The sequence below is a fragment of the Alkalicoccobacillus gibsonii genome, assembly GCF_016798245.1.
GTDB lineage: Bacteria > Bacillota > Bacilli > Bacillales > Bacillaceae_D > Alkalicoccobacillus > Alkalicoccobacillus gibsonii.
The window spans coordinates 14,344-29,985 of sequence record NZ_JAEUZA010000001.1 but is presented as its reverse complement, the minus strand read 5'-3'; the positions used below and the strand labels follow the sequence as shown (position 1 = coordinate 29,985).

Sequence of the window (15,642 nt, the reverse complement as noted above, 5' to 3'; positions counted from 1 at the left end):
CATATGATTAAAGCCTAATGACTCCGTTTAGAGTCATTAGGCTTTTTACATACACTAAAACCGGAGCCATTAAATCCCCTTAAACCCTTGTTGTCTAATGGCTTCATAGATAACAATAGCCGCAGTGTTTGATAAGTTTAACGATCTCACTTTATCTGTTTGCGGAATCCGCAAGCAGTTATCTTTGTACGCTTCAATAATGTCATCTGGCAAACCAGTTGTTTCACGTCCGAATACAAAGAAGATCTCTTCATCAACATCTGAGTAATCATAATCACAATAATTCTTTGTGCCAACCGTTTCAATTAAATATACGGATGCCTCTGGAAAGCGATCAGTCAGTTCCTTAAATGAATCATAGTAATGGATCTTAACATTTGGCCAGTAATCACAGCCCGCCCGTTTAAGCATGCGGTCATCTGTTGAAAAACCTAACGGACGAATTAAATGCAGGGATGTATTCGTACCAGCACATGTTCTAGCAATATTCCCTGTGTTTGCAGGAATTTCAGGTTGATATAAAACAATATTTAAGCCCAATTGGTACACCTCGTTCTGATAAGTTCAGATTGTAGTATACCACGAATCATCGGTTTTCCTAAATAACGACAATCTTAAAAAACTTATATTTAATCTCCGGTGTCCAGGCCGTTGAATCCTCATAGGTCCAATAACGCATTCGACTGTTCACCGTTTGTGCATTCACAAGTGGTTCGTTGTTTTCATCTTTTGCTACAACAATGGTTGTGTGCTGCCACCGTCCATCTCCAGTAAAGTCATAACAAATGACATCACCTGGTTCAAGCTCTGAAGCTGTCTCCTTCTCTTCTCCTTTAAGGCCTTTTGAAGATCCGCTTAAATACCACCTCAAGGAATGAGCGACGGTCCAGCTTAAGCTCCAGCTTGCCCCATCTGTCCACCATCCCTTACTCTTCTGTCCCGTTCTATTCATGGGTGCTCCTCCCGCGTAAAGACACTGGGAAATGAAGTTTGTACAATTGTCTGTGAACCGGTTGTACTCAGGATTATAGTCATTCCACCAACGCTCGGCATAACGAACGGCTGTTCGGCGATTGTAACGACTCTTTTGTCTGGACTCATCCAGTTCCTCCACTACGTTAGGCAGGAGTGGACTTGTAGGCTCAAGCTCTTGTTCATCTAGCATCATCTCTTCATCTATTTCTACATCTCCCGCGCGTAGTTGAGCTCTTCTTCTCTCCTGTCTTTCCTCTACGTAAAGCTGATCCTTTTGTTTAATTAACCATTCGTACTGTACAACGTAATCAACGATGGTTTGATCAGCAATGCGCTGCACCCTTACGATGTCTCCAGCAGCCTTTGAATGAACTAGCCTGACTTGGCGACGGTCAAGCGCATCCCTCCCTCTCATTAAATCTGTAGGCTGATACAAAGCCGGATCAATAAACGATTGATTTCGATTTTTTGCCAGTTGATGAATGGCGTTTACAATAGATTGGTCCATTCGCACCCTCCTCCTATATCTTATACAGGCTATTCGAGAAAGGCTTGACTCATTCAGTAGAGATAACGTATATTAATACATATAATATTATAAATATACAAAGAGGTGTCTTTGATGACTTTTACCTTTCAACTTGCGACCATCGAGAATGCGCAAGCCATGTGCCAGCTCATGCATGAAGCGTTTTCTATTTACACGGATCCACCGTCAAGTGCATTGCTTGAAACCGAAGACACCTTAAAAAAGGCACTTCAGACAGGAGAATATGCCGCTTTACTTTTTGATCAGAATCAACAATTACTTGCTATGTGCAGGTTTATAGAAAATGAAAGCAGCTTATACTTTTTCCGATTTGCGGTTAAATCAGACTTGCAGGGCACAGGTCTTGGCAGTGTATTCCTTCAAAGGCTTGAAGCCTACGCACTTGAGAGAGGCTTAACGCATACGACGTGTAAGGTTAGAAAGAATCTCCAGCAAAACATCTCTTTTTATCAAAAAAACGGGTATCAAATGGATCAACAGTTTATCCCTGATCAAAACCATTCCACACCCGTTCTTCTGTTAGAAAAAGAGCTTGTAAAAATGGACAAAAAAAAGACGAGCATTGCCTCTTTTGTCCTGAGGTGATGCTGTCTAATCTACTTAAAGTGCTAACACTTCTTCTCTTGAACCTTCATGAATTAATAACATTTCCTTTTTATCAAGTCCTCCACCATAACCGACCATTGAACCGTTACTACCAATTACACGATGACACGGCACTATAATAGGAACGGGGTTACGGTTATTCGCGCCTCCTATTGCCCGTACGGCCTTCGGTGCGCCAATTGCTTCAGCAATCTCCTTATAGGACCTTGTTTGCCCAAATTCAATCACACTTAATTCTTTCCAAACTCGCTTTTGAAATTGTGTCCCACATAAGTCAAGGGGCAGATCAAACGCTTGACGTTTACCGGAAAAATACTCGGACAACTGTTCAATTGCAGATGATAACGTATCTGAACACTGCTGCCATTCCCCGCTCATTCCAAGTTTCAAGAGCTTTGCTCTAAGGGTTGAGTGGATACTTTCAATGGTTCCAAAGTGGAGATGACATACTCCTTGCTCGGATGCAACAATCGTTAATGGGCCAATGGGACTTGTCATTTCGTCTACAAAACAAGCTGAGCGTTGGTTCATATCAGATTCCTCCTCTCACTTTCCTTAGGTCCCTATCATTCTAACCCAGGTTCCCAAGACAAGCTAGTTCCTTGTTACGTTTGTTTCCAACAAATCCAGACCTTTCTTGATCTCGTTCAACACATCTTCATCTTTTTCGAGTTTTTCTGCATGTTTCAGGATCATTTCTTCTTCATCCGTCCGACCGATTTTGCCGATTGCCCATGCTGCTGTTCCCCGAATCACTGGGCGAGGATCAGAGGTAAGCAATGTTTTTAAAACAGGTAGTGCACTTTCTTCTTTAAAATGAGCTAGAGCAATAATCGCATTTCGTTGGATAGGTTTCTTTCCACGCCATGAGCCTGAAATATCGCCAAATCTCTCTTTAAATTCACGATTACTCATCGTCAGTAAAGGAATCAGCCGTGGTTTAGCGATTTCCGGATCCGGCTCCATCTCAGGATGATTATGCACATCGATCCCTTTATTTTTAGGGCAAACCTGCTGGCACGTATCACAGCCATAAATGCGATTTCCAAGCTTCTTGCGATATTGTTCAGGCAGAAATCCTTTTGTTTGCGTTAAAAAGGCGATACACTTGTGCGAATCAAGCTGACCACCTTGAATTAAGGCGCCAGTTGGACAGGCATCTACGCATTTATTACATGTACCGCATTGATCTGTGATTGGCGTATCCGGTTCAAATGGCAATGTAGTAAGCAAATCGCCTAAGTACACATAACTGCCAAATTCCGGTGTAATGATGGCACAGTTCTTGGCACTCCAGCCAATACCGGCTCTCTCTGCAACGGCCCTGTCCGAAAGAGCACCCGTATCAACCATTGATAGTGTCTTTGCTTCTGGGACCTTTTCATTTAAAAAATCCTCTAGCTTTTTTAGGCGATCTCTTAGAATATGGTGATAATCTTTACCCCATGAAGCCCGGCAGAAAACGCCTCTTCGGTCCCCTTTTGTACTTTTGGGCGGATCCTTCATGCGCGACGGATAAGCAAGCGCGATTGAGATAATAGATCTTGCTTTGGGTAAGCTAAGTTCTGGATTCACTCGTTTATCTATATCTGGTTCTTCAAAGCCCGATTGGTATCCGAGCTCCTGTTGAACTAAAAGTCGATCCTTTAATGTTAAGAATGCATCCGCCGAAGCGAACCCAATTTTATCGATTCCAATTGTTTTACTGTATGCGATCAGTTCTTCTTTTAACTGGGCGTACGTCATGCCCTACTCACCTTTTCCTACACTTTTTTCATAGTGCATTTCAGTTAATATCCAACAATAATCATGCTATGCTTTATTCTTAAAGGAGGGTTTGTCCCGTGCTAGAAGCTACAATTGACTCAACTATTACAAATACATATCCAACCTTAACATTTGGAATCATATCCTACAAATCAATTGCCATAAGTACTTCACCTCAAATGATACAAGGTCGTATTAGGTATTTTCAAGAGGTACTTTCTGTTTCTTTAGAAGAGGGTGACCTAACTGACATTGAAGGCATCGCTGCTTGGCGAGAAGTGTTTAAAGCATTTGGCATTCCGGCTTCTCGGTATCGTCCTTCGCATGAAGCACTTTACCGTCGGGTGAAAAAAGGAGAATTTCTTGAAGCTCCTCATTCCGCCATTGATCTCAATAACTTTTTTTCATTAGAATATCAGATTCCTGTTGGCATTTATGATGCGTCTAAGTTGTCTGGTCCGATAAGCTTTCGTTTAGGAAAAGCAGGAGAAACGTACGAAGGATTAAATGGACGAGTGTTCCAAGTTGAAGGAAAGTTAATCAGCGCTGATCAGCAAGGTCCGTTTGGAAGTCCAATTGTTGATTCCGTGCAGTCTTCTGTACAGACAACAACAACTGAAGCAATCCAGATTTTTTATTTAAATCCTGCGTTATCCGCTGACGAAGCAGGGCAGCTTTTAAGTCGTGCTGCTCAAATGTTCACTCAGGTTCACGGTGGAGAAGCTGAGTGGATCATAGTCCAATGAGATAGACATTAAGTTTAAAAAACGCGTTTTGAGGGAAACTATTATAGAGAAATCATAATAGGAGGCCATCATCATGTCACAAGAAAAAATTGCACACATTCTAAACAATCAAGTATCGAACTGGAGCGTTCTTTTTACCAAACTTCATAACTATCACTGGTATGTAAAAGGACCTCAATTCTTTACTCTACATGAAAAATTCGAGGAATTATATAATGAAGCGTCTGGCTATATTGATGAACTAGCTGAGCGTTTACTCGCTCTAAAAGGAAAACCACTTGCAACAATGAAAGAACATCTTGAAACAGCAACAGTGAAGGAAGCTGAAAATGATCTGTCTGCAGAATCAATGGTAGAAGATATCGTTCACGATTTTACGATCTTAATTGATGAGCTGAAGGAAGGTATGGAAGCGGCCGAGAACCTTGGCGACCAAACAACTGCTGACATGCTGCTTGCGATTCACCAATCGCTTGAGAAGCACAACTGGATGCTTCGTTCATTCTTACGTTAATGACACAAAAGCTGACCCGCACAAGCGGGCCAGCTTTTTTAGATCACTAATTTGGATTGAACATAATGATAAAGCAGAGTTCCTGTATGATCTAAGGAATCTCGATGAGTACGCTCATACGCGTGCGAGGAATCAATACCTGGTCCCACCAGTCCATGGACGATATCATGACCGGAACGGATGGCAGCAGATGCATCTGAACCGTAGTATGGATAAATATCAAGCTTATAGTCAATTCCATGTGTTTCGGCTAACCTAACAAGATGCTTACGTAGCAAATAATGATATGGCCCACTTGCATCCTTCACACAGATCGAGGCGGAGTATTCATCGGTTGATTGACCATCTCCCATTGCTCCCATATCCACCGCAAGATATTCGACCGTCTCCGGTGAAATGCTTGCATTTCCTCCATATCCGATTTCCTCATTGTTTGAAATTAAGAAATGAGTTGTGTAAGGAAGGGTAAGACCTTCTTCTTTTACTCGTTTCATTAACTGAAGCAACAGAGCAACGCTTGCTTTGTCATCAAGATGTCTCGATTTAATATAGCCACTTTCTGTTTCCTCTACACGAGGGTCAAATGAAATAAAGTCCCCCACTTCAATCCCTAGTTTTCGTACATCATCAGCTGAGTGAACACGTTCATCTAAACGAATTTCCATATTCTTTTGATTGCGCTCAGCTGTACCTGCTTCCTTGTAGACGTGAACGGAAGTCTGGTGCATGAGAATGGTTCCTGTAAACGTCTCCCCTGATGAGGTCTCAATTTGACAGTACTCTCCTTCAATGGCGTTATAGCGAAAGCCTCCGATCAAATCCATACGTAAGCGTCCACTCGGCTTAATCTCTTTTACGATCGCACCTAATGTATCGACATGCGCTGTAAGCATCCGATGCTGGCTTGTATCCTCTCCAGGGATTGTTGCCAAAAGTCCACCTTTACGATTAAGCTTATTATGGATCCCTAATTCGTCTAAATATGATTTTACAAATTGAATGACTTCATATGTATTCCCTGTTGGGCTTGGGATCTGCACAAGCTCTTTAATTAACTTTACTGTTTCCGTGACACGATCTTCCGTCATATTCATTCCCCCTGTATGGACATATGTATACGATACCGCTTTAAAAAAGAAGTTTCAACTATCACAAAAAATACTCCAAAGCGACTAAGCTTTGGAGTACACTCTCTTACGTTAGTTTCACAGACACATATTTGGTTTCAAGATATTCTTCAATTCCTTGATGACCACCTTCGCGTCCAAGTCCACTTTCTTTCCAGCCACCAAATGGTGCTTGAGCAGCAGATGGACCGCCATCGTTTACGCCCACAATTCCGTAGTCGAGCTTTTCAGCTAGTTTAATTGCTCTTGTTAAGTTCTGAGTAAATAAATAAGCAGCAAGTCCGTATGGCGTTGCATTCGCACGTTCAATCGCTTCGTCTTCTGTTTTAAATGTTGAGATTGGAGCAAGTGGTCCAAACGTTTCTTCCTTCATGCAAACCATATTGTCTGTTACACCAGAGATCACTGTTGGCTCAATAAATTGCCCATCTTTGCGATTACCGCCAACTACAACTTTTGCCCCTTTTTCGGTTGCATCTTTAATATGCTCCATGACTTTCTCAACAGCGTCTTCATCGATTAATGGTCCAATATCTGTCTCTTCATTTAATCCCTCACCTACAACAAGCTTGGAAACAGCATCCGCGAATTTCTCTGTGAAGGCTTCTTCAATTTCTTCGGCTACAAAGATACGATTAGCACATACGCACGTTTGTCCACCATTTCTAAACTTAGAAGCAACGGCCTGTTCCGCAGCGAGATCTAGATCAGCATCACTCGTCACAATTAACGGTGCATGTCCACCAAGTTCAAGCGACAGCTTCTTCATTGTTTCAGATGCTCCACTCATCAGCTGCTTTCCGATTTCGGTGGAACCGGTGAATGTCAGCTTGCGAACTCGACTATCTGATTGCCACGCTTCAGAAATTTCACTTGAACTTCCCGTTACGACATTTATCACACCCTTAGGGATACCAGCTTGCTCAGCTAACTCAACAAGCTTTAATGCTGTAAGTGGTGTTTGGCTTGATGGCTTTAGCACTGTTGTACATCCTACTGCAAGGGCTGGTGCTATCTTTCGAGTAATCATTGCCGCCGGGAAGTTCCATGGCGTAATCGCTGCGACCACTCCGACTGGCTGCTTGATGACAAATAATCGTTTGTCTGTAGCTGATGCAGGAATCGTTTCTCCGTATACACGCTTGCCTTCCTCTGCATACCACTTAATAAAGGAATTAGAGTAGGCGATCTCTCCAGACGCTTCTTTTAATGGCTTCCCTTGCTCCTCAGTCATCGTACGTGCAAGCTCATCTTGATGCTCTTCAATTAAGGCATACCATTTCTCTAACAGCTCACTGCGTTCATACGCCGTTTTTGCTGCCCAGTCAGGGAATGCTCCGTGCGCCGCATCAACGGCCGCCCTTGCTTCGCGCTCTCCGCCCTTCGGTACCTGGTCTACTACCTCTCCCGTAGCAGGATTATAGACATCTGTCTTTTCAAGCTCTTCTCCGATCCATTCACCGTTTATATAAAAGTTCATTTGATGTTGCCTCCTTTGTTCATCTCTACCTCACTACCTCACTATTCCTGTTTCAGTGAGATCTTAAACAAAGGTTAATAGATCATTTCGCCGAGTGGACCATCCTCTCGAATGATGGATTGCAGGTCATAAACAGAAATCGGAAAATAGGTGAACCCATACACGTAAGCTTGCAGCTCATATAGATCAAAAAACAGGACAAGTGATTTATCTGCAATGTACCACTTTTGATTTTTGGTAATACCCGTGAATGGATTTAAGAGATCAAGATCTCTCATTTTGATTTGCGCTTCAATGATACGATTTAATGTCGACTCATAGGAAGAACCAGGTTTAAACAAGTCACTAAGTGTATAGATTTGTCCTGTATCAATATTCATAGTTAATGTTTCTTGAACCGTCATGCCATGGGCGCCACCACTATAATAATACAACCGGTTCATTAGGCTTAAAATAGTGCGTTGATTGTTTTTCATTTCATACCCTCCGGTCAATGTCGTATCTCTTGGAGGATCGTTATATCCTGAATCATGGATCATTTGGTGCACTTGTTGGTTAACAGCTTGATTCAGCTCATGCTGCAAACGTGGGGTTGGTAATTGAATAATCTCAGGATAATAGATATCCAGCCTACTAGATAGCATATGCCGCGTAACCACTTGAGCAGGGAGAACAGATGTATTCATGCATTCACTTCCTTTTATGTTTTTAGAAGTGTATGCAAAGAAACCCGCTGATAGCAGCGGGTTTCTAAAATCTTCTTATTCAGGTGAAGTCACAAGTTGCTCACGAGCTTGTTTGGCAGCAGCTACCATTACTCTTAGTGCTTCAACTGTTTCCTTCTCTTTGCGTGTTTTGAGTCCGCAGTCTGGATTAATCCAGAATAACGTTGGATCAAGTACAGAAAGGGCGCGACTAATGTTGCGGTCAATTTCTTCTTGAGCCGGAACACGTGGGCTATGAATGTCATATACACCAAGGCCAATTCCTTTATTGTACGTAAAGTCTTCAAATGCGGAGATTAGCTCTCCATGACTTCTTGATGTTTCAATTGAGATGACATCTGCATCTAATGCATCAATTGATTCAATGATTGCCTCGAAATCCGAGTAGCACATATGCGTGTGAATTTGCGTCTCTGGTTGAACCGTAATCGTAGATAAACGGAACGCCTCTACTGACTGTTTAAGATACGCTTCTGTTTTTTCCTTTTTCAAAGGAAGTCCTTCACGGATCGCTGGCTCATCCACTTGGATTAGGTTAATTCCTTCCTTCTCGAGTTCTTCCACTTCTTTGCGAAGAGCCAGAGCAATTTGATTAACAACCTGACCTTCAGAAATATCAGTACGCGGGAAGGACCAGTTAAAGATCGTCACCGGACCTGTAAGCATTCCTTTAACAGGGCGGTTTGTCTGTCTTTGTGCATATGCCGTTTCCTTCACAGTCATTGGCTCAATAAATGCAACATCTCCATAAATTACTGGTGGCTTTACGCAACGTGAGCCGTACGATTGTACCCAGCCAAATTTGGTGAATTGAAAACCAGCAAGCTTTTCACCAAAGAACTCAACCATATCCGTACGCTCAAACTCACCGTGAACAAGAACATCGATATCAAGATCCTCTTGAATCTTAATCCACTTATCAATTTCATCACGAATAAACTGTTCGTACTGAGCTGATTCAAGCTCTCCTTTTCTCCACTTCAAGCGCTTTTGACGCACTTCTTTTGTTTGTGGAAAGCTCCCAATTGTTGTTGTTGGAAGTAGCGGGAATTGATACTTCTCTTGTTGTAAGCGCAGACGCTCAGTTGCCTCCACCGCACGAGTTGGCACAGAAGCTCCAATTTCTTCAAGCAATGCGCGTACGTCTTCGTTGTTACGGCTTGAAGACTCGTTAAGTGTTCTTACAGCTTCAGCACTTGCTTCAAGGATCTCTTCATCACGTACATCATTCGCCACATCAGCTAAAGCAACAAGCTCCTCAAGCTTTTCATCCGCAAAGGAAATTCCAGCTTTTAAGAACTCAGGAAGCTCTTCTTCTAATGACACAGTTACCGGTACATGAAGTAAGCTACATGATGGTTGAAGAATCAGTTGCCCTTCACCAACTAATACACTCAGCTGATCAACAATGTGCTTCACTTCTTGAAGATCTGCCTTCCAGATATTACGTCCATCAATAATACCAGCAGCTAGAATTTTACCAGACGGTAATCCGTACTTTGCTACTTGCTGTAGGGACTTTCCTTCGTCATGTACAAAATCTAAGCCAATTCCTTGTACTGGTAAATTAACGATGGCTTCATAATCATCTACTGCTTCAAAATAGGTTTGGAGCAACAAATTCACCTTAGGTGCTGCTACATCAAGCTGTGCATATACTTCTTGCAACAAGTCCAGGTCTGTATCTGTCACTTCACCATTTAAAAATGGCTCATCTACTTGAACCCAAGCTACATGACTTGCCTCAAGTTCTTTCAATAATTCTGCATACAAAGGTACAAATGAGCGAATTAAGTCTTTTTCAGATAGTCCCGTTTGGTTTTTTGATAATTTTACAAAGCTAACAGGACCTAAGATGACTGGTTTTGTTTCAATATCAAGCTCTGCTTTTGCTTCGTTATATAATTCCAAAACACGGTTATGTACGAGTGTTGTCGGTGCCTTTGTGATCTCAGGAACGATGTAATGGTAGTTCGTGTTGTACCATTTTGTCATTTCAGAGGCAACAGCCGAATCCGTACCACGTGCCACTGCAAAGTATGTGTCGAGATCTACCTTACCACCGTTATACTCAAAACGATCAGGAACTAAGCCAAATGAAACTGCAGTGTCTAGAACGTGATCATATAAACTGAAATCTCCCACAGGAATCAAATCAATCCCTGCATCCTTCTGCTTTTGAATATTTGTTAGACGAATTTCTTTCAGAGACGCTAGTAGTTCTTCTTGGGAAGTGGTATTCGCCCAATAGCTTTCAAGACTTTTTTTCCATTCTCTCTTTTCCCCAATTCTCGGATATCCAATGTTTGAACTTCTCACCTTTGGCATCTTCGCTCACTCCTCTTTTTTGTCTCTCAACCTAACAAACTCTAATTACAAACCATCTAAGCAGATCACTCCAAGGGAATAAAAAATGCCTCCTTCTAATAAAAGAAAGAGGCATTGAATATCTCAATAAACGTTCCCCTTATCTTTCAAAGTGTTTCCACCTTGCTGGATTTAGCACCTTTTCAATTCAGAATGGTTGCTGAAGCTTCGCCGGGCCAGTCCCTCCGCTTCTCGTTATAAGAGCATTTCATTATGTTATGTTGAATTGAATTTACTTTAGCACGAGAAAAGTAAACTGTCAAAACAATTTTGAAAGTTTGCGATTATTCGTCAATATTTGCATTAGAGGAATGATGTGTGGGAAAATTATCTTGATTGTCTATTAATCTTTGAAAGGTGTGAACATATGACTGAGGAACAAACGGTTGAACCGACTTATCCGAAGAGAGCTATCGTTGGAATTATTTTAGGACCTTTGCTATTTTTATTGGCCTATTTTCTCATTCCATCAAGCCAATTGGACCATGCACCAAGATTTGTACTTGCAATCACACTTTTGATTGCAACCTTCTGGGTGACAGAAGCCATTCCGATGGCTGTGACCTCCCTTATTCCATTGGTAGTCATACCACTGGTTGGGGCAGCTGATATTGATACGATTGCCGCATCGTACAGTAGTCCAACCATTTTTATGTATGGTGGAGGTTTTGTCATTGCGATCGCTTTACAGAAATGGAATCTACATAGAAGAATTGCGCTTAATATCATTGATATGATTGGAACAGAAAGTCAGCGAATTGTGCTCGGAATTATTATTTCAACAGCATTTTTATCCCTCTTTGTTTCAAATGCTGCAACCGCTTTAATGATGTTACCGGTGGCGCTAGCCTTGATTTCAGAGGTAAAGGAAAAAGAAATTCTTAAAGGAAAAAGCTTAAGCCATTTCTCAAAAAGTATTTTATTAGCCGTTGCATATGCCGCAACCATCGGTGGTCTAGCAACGCTTGTCGCTGCTGTACCAAATGCCGTGTTTGCTGAAATTGCTAGAACACAGCTAGATCGAACGGTTGCCTTTTATGAATGGCTACTGTTTGCCGGCCCGGTTGCTCTTCTTATTCTAGTATTTCTTTATTTCTATTTAACAAAAATGAAATTTAAAGTAGAAACTGAAAATCAGGATCAAACCATTAATTTCATAAAGGAAGATAAGAAAAAATTAGGCAAGATGTCTCGTGATGAGATCTGGGTTGCAATTATCTTTGGAATCACTGTCTTCCTATGGGTCTTTAAATCACTCGTATTCCCTGATAATATCGCAGCGAATATGCATGATGGTGCAATCTCTGTCTTTGGAGCCGTATCACTCTTCTTTATTCCTAGTAGTAAAAAGGGTGAACGCATCTTAGAATGGAGAGATCTTAAAGAGCTACCTTGGAATGTCTTGATTTTATTTGGTGGAGGACTCGCCCTTGCCTCAAGCTTTGGAGCATCTGGGTTAAACGACTGGATTGGCGAAACATTACAATTGTTAGAGGCCTTTACTCCATTCATTATTATCTTGCTTCTAGTTGTTATTGTTCTATCTATTACTGAAATTCTATCGAATACTGCTGTTGCGAATCTGGTTCTTCCACTCTGTGTGGGACTTGGAATTGCTGTAGGTATGGATCCGCTTCTATTGATGGCAGCAGCTGCTTTATCTGCTGGTTCATGCTACATGTTACCTGTTGCAACTCCGCCTAATACAGCGGTATTTAGTGCAGGCGTATTAGATGTAGCAGACATGGCCAAAGCAGGTGTATGGCTGAATCTTTTTTCTATCATTGTTATTACACTTGCCGTTTACTTTTGGATGCCGATTGTTTTTGGATTATAATAAAAAATGGCGAACGTCCCTTCCAACGGGTAGCGTTCGCCATTTCATTTTATTCTTGTACTGGAATCTCATGCTGCTGATGCAGACTCGCAAAATAGTGTAGGTGGTGTACCATGGTTTGGACTTGATTCATCGTGAATTCATGCTTGTGTCCTTCCGCTTCAATAAATGATGGACCTGGACCTGCCTCTCCTAACCAGTACGCCGCTGTAGCTGGTGGAATCGTTAATCCGATGTGAGAGAGTCCAAATACAATGGATGAAATAGCATTTTTAGCCCCATCCTCATTTCCTGTTACAACGACTCCTCCCACCTTGTTATATAAAAATGGTTGTCCCTTTTCATTAGTAATACCTGTGCTTCCGTATAATCGCTCCATCACCTTCGTAGCAATGCTCGATTTCTCTCCTAGCCAAAGCGGTGTTCCAATCACAACAATGTCTGCTGCTTTTATCTTCTCAATAATCGTTGGCCACTGATCGCCATCTCCAGCATCATCAACGATTCCATAGCCTATTTGATAATCTGCTATCCTTACCACTTCCGTTGTGACCTTCTTTTCTTCAAGTCGACTTGATACTTCTTTGATTAATGCTTCAGTATTCGACTCGTCCTCGCTACTCTTTTTTAAAGAGCAATTTAAAAATAATGCGTGAATAGACATATTCAGGTCTCCTTTTGTTTGACTAGTCTTCTATTACCATTCAAAAGGAACCTAAAACATCGTTTAAATAAAACAAGACCCCTTATGCGGCTAAATCACCACGTAAGAGGTCTTAAACTCTATTTCTTTACCAGGCTGCAACTTCTCCATCGGATCGATGCTCGGTTCCTCCTGATAAAACGCCGGTTACTGGATCCCGCCAAATAATCTGACCTCGTCCAAACCCACCTTCATCAACGGCAATTTCCACTTGATGTCCTTTCGCTGCAAGTGCTCTAGTCATCTCAATAGGAAAGCTCGCTTCCACTTGTACCGTTTTCTCCTTCGTCCAAAGCCACCTAGGAGCATCAAGTGCAGCCTGTGGATTTAATCCAAAATCAATCGTATTCATCACAACCTGAACATGCCCTTGAGGCTGCATGAAACCACCCATTACACCAAATGGACCAACTGCTTCATCGCCCTTCGTTAAGAATCCAGGAATAATCGTATGATACGTTCTCCGACCTGGTTTTAAATAATTATGATGCTTCTCATCTAGTGAGAAGTTATGTCCCCTATTTTGCATAGCAATTCCTGTTCCAGGAACCACAATTCCTGATCCAAAGCCCATATAGTTACTTTGGATAAATGAAACCATGTTGCCATCCCCATCAGCTGCAGCCAAATAAACCGTTCCACCAGAAGGCGGTGTTCCTGGCTCAGGCATGATCGCTTCCTCACCAATTAATGCTCTTCTCTGTGCTGCGTATTCATCGGATAAAAGCTCTTCCTTAGATACCTGCATTTCTCTTGAATCTGTAATAAATGCCATACCGTCAACAAAAGCCAGCTTCATTGCTTCAATTTGTTTATGATACGTATCGACTGAATCTTTGACTGCAAAATCAAACCCTTTTAAAATATTAAGAGCTTCTAGAGCAATCAGACCTTGACCATTTGGCGGGATCTCCCATACATCGTAGCCTCGATACTCTGACTTAATAGGCTCAACCCATTCAGGCTGGTAGGCTTGTAGATCCTCTTTCGTTAAGTGTCCGTTATGCTTGGCGAAAAAGGCATCAATTTTATCGGCAATTTCCCCAGTATAAAAGGACTCCGCGTTTGTCTCTGCAATTTGACGTAAGGTTTCAGCATGACCAGGAGACTTCCAAACCTCTCCTTCACGAGGGGCACGACCGTCTGGTGTAAAGGTTTCAAACCAATGCTTAAACTCGTCGCCTGTTAGCTTTGTGCGGAAGCTTTTTGCCGCCTTTGCCCAATACTTAGCAAGTGTAGGTGAGACAGGATAGCCATTTTCCGCGTAATCAATTGCTGGCTTTAATACCTCTTTCAGTGATAGCTTACCAAATTTTTTAGAGAGCTCAGCCCAACCGCGTGGCGTTCCTGGAACTGTTACTGGTAATACTCCGTAAGTTGGAAGCTCTTCCGTATACCCCGCTGCCTTCACAGCTTCTGGTGTTAACCCCATCGGCGCTTGCCCACTTGCATTCAGCCCGTGAAGCTTACCGTCTGTCCATACGAGAGCGAATGCATCTGAGCCGATTCCATTCGACGTTGGCTCTACCACTGTTAAACAGGCAGCTGTCGCAATCGCTGCATCAATTGCGTTCCCTCCTGCTTTAATGATATCAAGACCTGCCTGAGCGGCTAAAGGCTGAGATGTTGCTACCATCCCTTTTTTTCCATATACAACATTTCGTTTTGATGCGTAAGGATAAGCTAAATCTGTCACGTTCTTCACTCCAATAGATTAATTGATTCTAATAGTATGTATCTTTTAAGTATAGTGGTAAATCGGACATTTGTCCAAATTGCGAAACAGTTCCGATTAAAAAGAAAACCAGCAGCAATAGCCACTGGTTTATTTCCATTACATATTTTTTAGTGCTCCAGGTAATACTCTGTTTAGTGCGACCAGGCGGCTGCTTGATAAAGCGAGAAGAATTGAGCATGCCAGAAGAACAAGATCTAATTCAAACCCACCTAAAAATCCTCCATCCGCTTTCACTTGAAAAATCGCCGTTACCATAATAGCAGCAAAGATGATGCTTACAACACGGGTGAACAACCCAAGAATTAACGCAAGTCCGCCTAAAATTTCAGCAAAAGTGACAAGGTAAGCTAGAAATCCAGGGAACCCCATTCCTTCAAACATCGTGACAGTCCCATCAATTCCACCGTTAAATTTGTCCATTCCATGAATTAGAAATGTAATACCTACTACCACTCGTAAAATGAGTAAACCTATTTCTGTTTTCATTATCCACATTCCTTTCTAGCA

At 42.0% G+C, this 15,642-nt stretch carries 15 protein-coding genes and 1 riboswitch; of the genes, 4 read left to right on the top strand and 11 right to left on the bottom strand.

The features are described from left to right. Window positions 1-69 precede the first annotated feature (69 nt). Together trmL and JNO66_RS00195 are read right to left on the bottom strand one after the other, a co-directional pair. The gene (trmL, locus tag JNO66_RS00200; protein ID WP_203086204.1) at window positions 70-540 is read right to left on the bottom strand and encodes a tRNA (uridine(34)/cytosine(34)/5-carboxymethylaminomethyluridine(34)-2'-O)-methyltransferase TrmL; all 471 of its coding nucleotides are present in this window, start codon (window positions 538-540) and stop codon (window positions 70-72) included. 58 nt (window positions 541-598) lie between these two features. After that, window positions 599-1,483, bottom strand: coding sequence for an amidase domain-containing protein (locus JNO66_RS00195; protein WP_203086203.1), 885 nt, complete (start codon window positions 1,481-1,483; stop codon window positions 599-601). Between the two features lie 114 nt (window positions 1,484-1,597). Between JNO66_RS00195 and JNO66_RS00190 the strand changes: the two genes are divergently transcribed. Next, entirely contained in the window at window positions 1,598-2,110 is a 513-nt protein-coding gene (locus tag JNO66_RS00190; protein ID WP_203086202.1) for a GNAT family N-acetyltransferase, read from the top strand. A 15-nt stretch (window positions 2,111-2,125) separates the two neighbouring features. Here the strand turns inward: JNO66_RS00190 and JNO66_RS00185 are convergent, their stop codons facing one another. Beyond that, window positions 2,126-2,662 (bottom strand): methylated-DNA--[protein]-cysteine S-methyltransferase, encoded by a 537-nt coding sequence (locus JNO66_RS00185; protein WP_203086201.1) that lies wholly within the window; start codon window positions 2,660-2,662, stop codon window positions 2,126-2,128. A 63-nt stretch (window positions 2,663-2,725) separates the two neighbouring features. Then, the gene (queG, locus tag JNO66_RS00180; protein ID WP_203086200.1) at window positions 2,726-3,877 is read right to left on the bottom strand and encodes a tRNA epoxyqueuosine(34) reductase QueG; all 1,152 of its coding nucleotides are present in this window, start codon (window positions 3,875-3,877) and stop codon (window positions 2,726-2,728) included. 98 nt (window positions 3,878-3,975) lie between these two features. Between queG and JNO66_RS00175 the strand changes: the two genes are divergently transcribed. Further along, window positions 3,976-4,644 (top strand): B3/B4 domain-containing protein, encoded by a 669-nt coding sequence (locus JNO66_RS00175; RefSeq protein WP_273753087.1) that lies wholly within the window; start codon window positions 3,976-3,978, stop codon window positions 4,642-4,644. A 73-nt stretch (window positions 4,645-4,717) separates the two neighbouring features. Then, window positions 4,718-5,158: a Dps family protein gene (locus JNO66_RS00170; RefSeq protein WP_203086199.1), complete on the top strand. Its 441-nt coding sequence runs from the start codon at window positions 4,718-4,720 to the stop codon at window positions 5,156-5,158. Window positions 5,159-5,196: 38 nt separating this feature from the next. Here the strand turns inward: JNO66_RS00170 and JNO66_RS00165 are convergent, their stop codons facing one another. The 4 genes from JNO66_RS00165 to metE all read right to left on the bottom strand — a co-directional run bounded on the left by JNO66_RS00165 (window position 5,197) and on the right by metE (window position 10,818). Beyond that, window positions 5,197-6,246, bottom strand: coding sequence for a M42 family metallopeptidase (locus JNO66_RS00165; protein WP_203086198.1), 1,050 nt, complete (start codon window positions 6,244-6,246; stop codon window positions 5,197-5,199). Between the two features lie 106 nt (window positions 6,247-6,352). After that, on the bottom strand, window positions 6,353-7,765 hold the full coding sequence (locus tag JNO66_RS00160) for an NAD-dependent succinate-semialdehyde dehydrogenase (protein ID WP_203086197.1): 1,413 nt from the start codon (window positions 7,763-7,765) through the stop codon (window positions 6,353-6,355). A 74-nt stretch (window positions 7,766-7,839) separates the two neighbouring features. Then, a complete protein-coding gene (locus tag JNO66_RS00155; protein WP_203086196.1) occupies window positions 7,840-8,451 on the bottom strand; it encodes a DUF3298 and DUF4163 domain-containing protein in 612 nt (203 codons plus the stop codon). 75 nt (window positions 8,452-8,526) lie between these two features. Beyond that, on the bottom strand, window positions 8,527-10,818 hold the full coding sequence (gene metE / locus JNO66_RS00150) for a 5-methyltetrahydropteroyltriglutamate--homocysteine S-methyltransferase (protein WP_203086195.1): 2,292 nt from the start codon (window positions 10,816-10,818) through the stop codon (window positions 8,527-8,529). Between the two features lie 136 nt (window positions 10,819-10,954). Further along, window positions 10,955-11,061: riboswitch (SAM riboswitch) on the bottom strand. Window positions 11,062-11,224: 163 nt separating this feature from the next. Here metE and JNO66_RS00145 point away from each other — a divergent pair. Continuing rightward, window positions 11,225-12,694, top strand: coding sequence for an SLC13 family permease (locus tag JNO66_RS00145; RefSeq protein WP_203086194.1), 1,470 nt, complete (start codon window positions 11,225-11,227; stop codon window positions 12,692-12,694). A gap of 49 nt (window positions 12,695-12,743) precedes the next feature. Here the strand turns inward: JNO66_RS00145 and JNO66_RS00140 are convergent, their stop codons facing one another. The 3 genes from JNO66_RS00140 to JNO66_RS00130 all read right to left on the bottom strand — a co-directional run bounded on the left by JNO66_RS00140 (window position 12,744) and on the right by JNO66_RS00130 (window position 15,621). Beyond that, on the bottom strand, window positions 12,744-13,358 hold the full coding sequence (locus tag JNO66_RS00140; protein ID WP_210340730.1) for a flavodoxin family protein: 615 nt from the start codon (window positions 13,356-13,358) through the stop codon (window positions 12,744-12,746). A gap of 127 nt (window positions 13,359-13,485) precedes the next feature. Continuing rightward, entirely contained in the window at window positions 13,486-15,102 is a 1,617-nt protein-coding gene (gene ggt, locus JNO66_RS00135) for a gamma-glutamyltransferase (protein ID WP_373367144.1), read from the bottom strand. A gap of 129 nt (window positions 15,103-15,231) precedes the next feature. Next, complete coding sequence (locus JNO66_RS00130; RefSeq protein WP_369875111.1) at window positions 15,232-15,621, bottom strand: DoxX family protein; 390 nt, start codon at window positions 15,619-15,621, stop codon at window positions 15,232-15,234. Window positions 15,622-15,642 lie beyond the last annotated feature (21 nt).

Excerpts from the sequence above, each read along its gene's own strand:
- JNO66_RS00145 (WP_203086194.1), top strand. The coding sequence starts at position 11,225 with ATGACTGAGGAACAAACGGTTGAACCGACTTATCCGAAGAGAGCTATC.
- JNO66_RS00185 (WP_203086201.1), bottom strand. The coding sequence starts at position 2,662 with ATGAACCAACGCTCAGCTTGTTTTGTAGACGAAATGACAAGTCCCATT.
- JNO66_RS00155 (WP_203086196.1), bottom strand. The coding sequence starts at position 8,451 with ATGAATACATCTGTTCTCCCTGCTCAAGTGGTTACGCGGCATATGCTA.
- JNO66_RS00190 (WP_203086202.1), top strand. The coding sequence starts at position 1,598 with ATGACTTTTACCTTTCAACTTGCGACCATCGAGAATGCGCAAGCCATG.
- JNO66_RS00160 (WP_203086197.1), bottom strand. The coding sequence starts at position 7,765 with ATGAACTTTTATATAAACGGTGAATGGATCGGAGAAGAGCTTGAAAAG.
- queG (WP_203086200.1), bottom strand. The coding sequence starts at position 3,877 with ATGACGTACGCCCAGTTAAAAGAAGAACTGATCGCATACAGTAAAACA.
- JNO66_RS00170 (WP_203086199.1), top strand. The coding sequence starts at position 4,718 with ATGTCACAAGAAAAAATTGCACACATTCTAAACAATCAAGTATCGAAC.
- JNO66_RS00195 (WP_203086203.1), bottom strand. The coding sequence starts at position 1,483 with ATGGACCAATCTATTGTAAACGCCATTCATCAACTGGCAAAAAATCGA.
- JNO66_RS00130 (WP_369875111.1), bottom strand. The coding sequence starts at position 15,621 with ATGAAAACAGAAATAGGTTTACTCATTTTACGAGTGGTAGTAGGTATT.
- metE (WP_203086195.1), bottom strand. The coding sequence starts at position 10,818 with ATGCCAAAGGTGAGAAGTTCAAACATTGGATATCCGAGAATTGGGGAA.
- JNO66_RS00165 (WP_203086198.1), bottom strand. The coding sequence starts at position 6,246 with ATGACGGAAGATCGTGTCACGGAAACAGTAAAGTTAATTAAAGAGCTT.
- JNO66_RS00140 (WP_210340730.1), bottom strand. The coding sequence starts at position 13,358 with ATGTCTATTCACGCATTATTTTTAAATTGCTCTTTAAAAAAGAGTAGC.